This window comes from uncultured Mycobacterium sp. (assembly GCF_964249325.1).
GTDB lineage: Bacteria > Actinomycetota > Actinomycetes > Mycobacteriales > Mycobacteriaceae > Mycobacterium.
This window is the reverse complement of the sequence record NZ_CAXUCH010000041.1, coordinates 9,170-15,147: the sequence shown is the minus strand read 5'-3', so window position 1 is coordinate 15,147 and position 5,978 is coordinate 9,170. Positions and strand designations below refer to the sequence as shown.

Sequence of the window (5,978 nt, the reverse complement as noted above, 5' to 3'; positions counted from 1 at the left end):
GGCCAGGATCGTCTCGGCCAGGGCATCCTTGTCGGTCACCCGGTCGCCGTCGCGCGCGACCAGCAACTCGGGGCTGGCGCCGACCAACGCTGCACCCGAATAGCGGCCGCCGGCAGGCGTCAAATCGACCAGGTAGCCGAACGCGGCGGGGTCGGCAGTCATCATCCGGCGCAGGATGGCCCGGGCGTCCAGCGGGGCGTCGGCGACCAGCCGCAACGCTCGGGCCAGCACCACCTTGCTCAGCGCGGCACCCGGCGCGGCAAGCCGGTCGCGTGCCCGTCGCACGCGGCTGCGGTGCTGTTCGGGGGACGGGATCGCGGCAGCCACCCGCACCGCCGGCAGCGGACCGCTCGGCCAGTCGGGCAACGTTTCGGTTTGCCGTACTGTCCGCGGCGCTATCAGCGCAGCAGGCTGTCCGATGTCAAACGGCAACGCGCCCACAATGATTGGTGTACTTCCGGTAAGCAGCGCCGCCTGCGCAGCCGGCACCTCCGAGTAGCGGCTGGCCACACCTTCGGCGACGAGCACCCCACTCGGCCCGCACAGCACGAACGAGGGTTGGCTGCCCATCCAGATAGCTGCTCAGCCCAAGCGCGCCAGCTGGCGCGCTCCGTGTTCGAAACCGCACACCGCCAGGCCCCCGGCGTTCATCGCGAATCGGAGGCCATCGCCGACCGGTAGCTCGACCCAGCGGGCGATCACCGCGCGGGAGAAGTGGCCGTGTCCGGCAAACACAACGTCACGAGAATCCATGTGCTGCAATGCCAATTCGACAGCTTGGTCAGCGCGCTCGCTGACCTGGGCGGGGCTTTCCCCGCCGGGGGCACCATGTGTCCAGATCAGCCAGTCGGGGCGCGATTCCCGGATCTGCGCCGTGGTGAGGCCCTCGTAGGAGCCGTAGTCCCATTCGGCGAGCAACTCCGTTACCTCGTCGACGGTAAGACCAGCCAATTCCGCGGTGACGACAGCGCGCCGCCGCGGGCTGCTGAACACCATCGGGTTGTCCAGCCCGAGGCAGTCGAGCGTCTCCTTCAGGGCCCGTGCCCGCTTGCGGCCGGCGTCGGTCAGCTCAAGTTCGGTGCGGCCGGTGTGCTGGCCGGACTTCGACCATTCGGTCTCGCCGTGGCGCAGCAACACCAGCCGATGGTCCTCGACGCCCATGTCGCCCGATTCTGCCTGAGAGTCATTGCAATCGCCGCGCGGGCATAGCGGGAAAGATGCCAGGATGGCCCGTATGCCGCCGCGACGATACAGAGCGAAGCGATGAGGAGGAGCGGCGCCGTTGAGAGTTGCCGGCGACCATGCAGAGCGAAGCGATGAGGAGGAGCGGCGCCAAATGACTGACACGAGGGTGCTGGCGGTCGCTAATCAGAAGGGCGGCGTCGCCAAGACGACGACGGTGGCGTCGTTGGGGGCGGCGATGGTCGACGACGGACGGCGAGTGCTGCTCGTGGATCTCGATCCTCAAGGCTGTCTGACCTTTTCGCTAGGCCACGATCCCGACAAGCTCCCGGTGTCGGTGCACGAAGTGCTGCTGGGGGAGGTGGAACCCGACGCGGTGCTGGTCAGCACCGCGGAGGGAATGACGCTGTTGCCGTCCAACATCGACCTCGCCGGCGCCGAGGCGATGTTGCTGATGCGCGCGGGCCGCGAGTATGCGCTGAAGCGTGCACTGGACAAGCTCAGCGAGCGGTTCGACGTGGTCATCGTCGACTGCCCGCCGTCGCTGGGAGTTCTTACGCTCAACGGGCTCACGGCCGCCGACGAGGTGATCGTGCCGCTGCAGTGCGAGACGCTGGCGCACCGCGGCGTCGGACAGTTCCTGCGCACGGTCGCCGACGTTCAGCAGATCACCAACCCGCAGCTGCGGCTGCTGGGCGCGTTGCCGACGCTGTATGACCCGCGCACCATCCATACCCGTGACGTGCTGCTCGACGTCGCGGACCGCTACGACCTGCCGGTGCTGGGTCCGCCCATTCCACGCACGGTGCGCTTCGCCGAGGCCAGCGCCTCCGGGTCGTCCGTGATGGCCGGGCGCAAGAACAAGGGCGCTTTGGCCTACCGGGAATTGGCGCATGCGCTGCTCAAGCACTGGAAGTCCGGCAAGCCGCTGCCGACCTTCACTCCAGAGGTTTAACCGCCGAGCGCTACCACGTTGTCGCCGCGCTGCTCGATTACCGTCGAGCCGGAAACGGCGGGGATCACCGCCGAAGTTCCTGGTGGCCGGCTCACCGGTAGGTAGCGCTCGTTGGACCCGGTGGTTGGGTCATACACACCGATGCCGCCGGTGACCGGGACCAGGAGCCGGCCGGCCATCATCGTCGCCGGCCCCAGCGGAACTGCCTGGCCGGCTGCGGGAATGGTGTAGCGGTAGGCCAGGTTCGCCGCGTCGAACACCATCACGGCATCGCCGGTCCACCATGTCACGAGGTTGCCGGGGTGGGACACGGCACTCGTCGGCGAGGGCGGCTTGGGCAGCAGCGTGCTCGCCACCGTGACCCCGGTCTCATCGACGACGTCTACCCTGGGCTGCGGTGACGGCAGGTACACCGCCGTGCTGGTGTCCGAGACGGTCAGCACACGCGCGCCCGACCCAGGGCCAATACCAGGTTCGGGTACAAAGCGTTGCTCGGGTTCGTCCTCTTCTTTGGCCGGTCGCAGCAAGGTAAGCCGAAGGTCGGCGACCTTGGTACAGGCTTCGAGCACCGAGACCGCCGCGGAACTGGCCGCCGCCGACGTCAGCGCGCATCCGGTGTGCACTCCGTGCGACGACGGTTTGAGGCGCGCGTCGATCTCGCCGTAGGACAGCATCCGCACCATGTCCGACCGCCACAGTTCGAGCCGGGTGTTGCCGGCCGACAGCACGGTGGTGCCATCTGAGGTCAGTGTGACGTGCTGGTCGGCGTAGCTGCTACGGGCCGGTCCGCGCCGACCGGTTGCGCCGTCGATGGTGCTGACCTGCCCGCAGCCTCGGTCGTCCCGGTAAACCGCGACGGCGTAGCGGTAGACCCAGGAGACCGCGCACAGCTCGCTGTCGCGGGCGTAACTCCACCGCGACTCGCCGGTGCCAGGGTCGCGCCCGTCCACCGTGCGCTGGTCGGCGGTGACGACCGCGCCGCCGACCACCACCGGCCGGCTGGTGCCCCTGCTGGTTGCGGTCCAGAGTTGGCGCAGCGCCGACGGAACGGCGCGCGCAGGCGTCGGGTTGGGCGGCGCTACGGCGGCGGGGCGGCTGATGGTCGCTCGGGCGTCGCTGGTCCACCAGATCAGCACAGCGGCTACCGCGACAACCACCGCGATCGCCGCGGCCGCCACCACGTCGGCCTTGGTGCGGCGTTCGGGTCTGATCATTGCGCGGCGGCGGCCGCTTTAGTTGACGGGCGCGGGGGCGCTTGCCGCTTTACGGGGCCGGCGACGGCGGCGGCGAACATTATGCGTGCCATCACCGGCGGACGTTTCGGCGGCCGCCTCACCGTTAGTGGTCGGATGGCCGCTGGCCGGTTTGCCCGCGCGGGTGCGCCGTCGCGATCTATTGGTGTTCCGCGGCGCGGATCCGTCACGCGCGGCGCGCTTGCCCTGGGTGGTGCGCGGCGTGCCCACGGTGCCGCCGGCTTCAGCCGGGATGCCCAACTCGGTGTACAGATGCGGTGAGCTCGAGTAGGTCTCCGGCGGTTCGGGGCAACCCAGCCCCAGCGTCTTGTCGATCATCGCCCACCGGGCCAGTTCGTCCCAGTCGACCAGGGTGACCGCGACGCCGGTGCGCCCGGCGCGGCCGGTGCGTCCGATGCGGTGCACGTAGGTCTTCTCGTCATCGGGGCACTGGTAGTTGATGACGTGGGTGACATCGTCGATGTCGATTCCGCGGGCGGCCACGTCGGTGGCGACCAGCACGTCGATGTCGCCGCTGCGGAAGGCCGTGAGCGCTTTTTCCCGCGCGACCTGACCCAGGTCCCCGTGGACCGCGCCGACTGCGAAGCCCCGCTCGGCCAGCTCGTCGGCCACCTTCTGGGCGGTGCGCTTGGTGCGGGTGAAGACCATGGTGGCGCCGCGGTCGCGGGCTTGCAGGACCCGGCTGACCAGCTCCAGCTTGTCCAGGGCATGCGCGCGGTAGACGAACTGGTCGGTGGCGTCGTGTACCGCCGAGGCGTCCGGCGCCTCGGCCCGGATGTGCGTGGGCTGGTTCATGAACGTGCGCGCCAGCTTGATGATGGGGTTCGGCATAGTCGCCGAGAACAGCATTGCTTGGCGGTCGTCGGGAATCTGGCTCAAGATGCGCTCGATGTCAGGCAGGAAGCCCAAGTCGAGCATCTCGTCGGCCTCGTCGAGTACCAGCACCCGCAGGCCACCCAGCTGCAGGTGTCGCTGCTGCGCCAGGTCGAGCAACCGACCTGGGGTGCCCACCACCACGTCGGCGCCGGCACGCAGCGCCTCGATCTGCGGCTCGTAGGGGCGACCGCCGTAGATGGACACCACCGACAGCGGCCGGCCAGCATCAGCGCTGAGGTATTTGGCGGCGCGGGCCAGGTCCTCGGAGACCTGCAGGCAGAGTTCGCGGGTGGGCACCACAACGAGCGCTCGGGGTACGCCGCTCAAGTCGCCGGCAGCGGAGGTGATGCGCTGTAGCAGCGGCACGCCGAACGCGAGGGTCTTGCCCATGCCGGTGCGGGCCTGACCGATCAGGTCATCGCCGGCCAGGGCCACCGGCAGGGTAAGTTCTTGGATGGCAAAAGGGCGTTCGATGTCCTGATCGGCTAATGCGCGGACAATTTCTTCGCGAACTCCCAGGTTGGCAAAAGTCAGATGGGGGGTGACAAGTGGTGTCATGCGTGGGCGATAAGCCTTTCGGTGTCAGGTTCAGTCAAATCTCGTCGCGGTTCGTCGAGTCGCGGGCGCGCACGAGTTTCTGACTCCGAATACGTTGCCGATTCGCGGGCCCTGCGCTGCACAAGGCGGGCCAACTGCGTGCACGCACATAATCGCTCGGTAGCTGTACAGCCGCTACCGACTTCCATCATAGCTGGCGGCTTGCGGCGCCCGCGTGGCGCCGCCCGGTGGGCGCGGCGAAGCCGGTCGCAGCGGGTCGCCACCAGCACGCATTCGTGGCGATCGCCAGGGCGGCGAAGCCGGTCGCAGCGGGTCGCCACCGGCACGCATAGAGTGTTGCCATGACTTCGCCTTCGCGCGCCGACCAGGCAGCCGATCCGCAGTCGCCACGGCTTTCCGCAGACCATCCCGGCGTCAACAAGCTGTTCGCGGTGCTGGCCTACGGTGAAATCGCCGCTTTCTACCGGCTTGCCGAGCAGGCGAAAATGGCGCCCGACCTGCGCGGCCGGATTTCGATGGCGAGTATGGCGGCCGCCGAGATGGGCCACTACGAGCTGCTGCGTGACGCGATGGAGCGCCGAGGCGTCGACCTGGTGCCGGCGATGGCGGAGTTCGCGTCGGCCCTCGACAACTATCACCGGCTGACCACGCCCAGCACGTGGCTGGAGGCGCTGGTGAAGACCTATGTCGGTGATGCGCTGGCCGCCGACTTCTACCTGGAAATCGCCGACGGGCTGCCCGACGAAGTCGCCGACGTGGTGCGCGCGGCGCTGGCCGAAACCGAGCACTCGCAGTTTGTGGTCGCCGAGGTGCGCGCCGCGGTAACCCGCAGCAGCAAACAGCGCAGCCGGCTGGCGCTGTGGTCGCGCCGCCTGCTCGGTGAAGCGATCACCCAGGCCCAATACGTACTGGCCGAGCATGACGAGCTGGTCGACCTGGTGGTGTCGGGCACCGACGGCCTGACCCAGCTTGCTGGATTCTTCGACCGCGTACAACGCACCCATGACGAACGGATGCGCGAACTGGGGCTGATCTAGAGGCGCCGCGGGTGGCTGGTGCCTCGAGCGGGGCCGCATCGTCGTCGGCCTAACGTGTGCAGGTGGCGATGATCGTGTGATTTGTCGACGCGACGATCGTCTGACCGGCGGCATCGG

At 68.6% G+C, this 5,978-nt stretch carries 5 protein-coding genes and 2 pseudogenes (2 of these 7 running past the window's edge); 2 read left to right on the top strand and 5 right to left on the bottom strand.

The features are described from left to right. Together ACFE99_RS07880 and ACFE99_RS07875 are read right to left on the bottom strand one after the other, a co-directional pair. Positions 1–570 (bottom strand): annotated as a pseudogene (locus tag ACFE99_RS07880) (isochorismate synthase MenF); it reaches 581 nt to the left of the window's first position. 12 nt (positions 571–582) lie between these two features. Beyond that, the gene (locus ACFE99_RS07875) at positions 583–1,161 is read right to left on the bottom strand and encodes an acid phosphatase (RefSeq protein WP_375484043.1); all 579 of its coding nucleotides are present in this window, start codon (positions 1,159–1,161) and stop codon (positions 583–585) included. Between the two features lie 175 nt (positions 1,162–1,336). On the opposite strand from ACFE99_RS07875, the gene ACFE99_RS07870 reads away from it, so the two are divergent. Next, positions 1,337–2,137, top strand: coding sequence for a ParA family protein (locus ACFE99_RS07870; RefSeq protein ID WP_375484041.1), 801 nt, complete (start codon positions 1,337–1,339; stop codon positions 2,135–2,137). Here ACFE99_RS07870 and ACFE99_RS07865 read toward each other — a convergent pair. Both ACFE99_RS07865 and ACFE99_RS07860 read right to left on the bottom strand, forming a co-directional pair. Further along, positions 2,134–3,351, bottom strand: a complete 1,218-nt coding sequence (locus ACFE99_RS07865; protein WP_375484039.1) for a hypothetical protein — start codon at positions 3,349–3,351, stop codon at positions 2,134–2,136. The two genes, ACFE99_RS07870 and ACFE99_RS07865, sit on opposite strands and share 4 nt — an antisense overlap. An 18-nt stretch (positions 3,352–3,369) precedes the next feature. Continuing rightward, positions 3,370–4,824, bottom strand: coding sequence for a DEAD/DEAH box helicase (locus tag ACFE99_RS07860; protein ID WP_375484037.1), 1,455 nt, complete (start codon positions 4,822–4,824; stop codon positions 3,370–3,372). Positions 4,825–5,165: 341 nt separating this feature from the next. On the opposite strand from ACFE99_RS07860, the gene ACFE99_RS07855 reads away from it, so the two are divergent. Next, positions 5,166–5,861: a ferritin-like fold-containing protein gene (locus ACFE99_RS07855; RefSeq protein WP_375484035.1), complete on the top strand. Its 696-nt coding sequence runs from the start codon at positions 5,166–5,168 to the stop codon at positions 5,859–5,861. Positions 5,862–5,910: 49 nt separating this feature from the next. Here the strand turns inward: ACFE99_RS07855 and ACFE99_RS07850 are convergent. Further along, positions 5,911–5,978: pseudogene (locus ACFE99_RS07850) on the bottom strand (MmpS family transport accessory protein) (it continues 615 nt past the right edge of the window).

Bases quoted from the DNA above. Each gene is read 5' to 3' on its own strand.
- ACFE99_RS07860 (WP_375484037.1), bottom strand. From the start codon at position 4,824: ATGACACCACTTGTCACCCCCCATCTGACTTTTGCCAACCTGGGAGTT.
- ACFE99_RS07875 (WP_375484043.1), bottom strand. From the start codon at position 1,161: ATGGGCGTCGAGGACCATCGGCTGGTGTTGCTGCGCCACGGCGAGACC.
- ACFE99_RS07870 (WP_375484041.1), top strand. From the start codon at position 1,337: ATGACTGACACGAGGGTGCTGGCGGTCGCTAATCAGAAGGGCGGCGTC.
- ACFE99_RS07855 (WP_375484035.1), top strand. From the start codon at position 5,166: ATGACTTCGCCTTCGCGCGCCGACCAGGCAGCCGATCCGCAGTCGCCA.
- ACFE99_RS07865 (WP_375484039.1), bottom strand. From the start codon at position 3,351: ATGATCAGACCCGAACGCCGCACCAAGGCCGACGTGGTGGCGGCCGCG.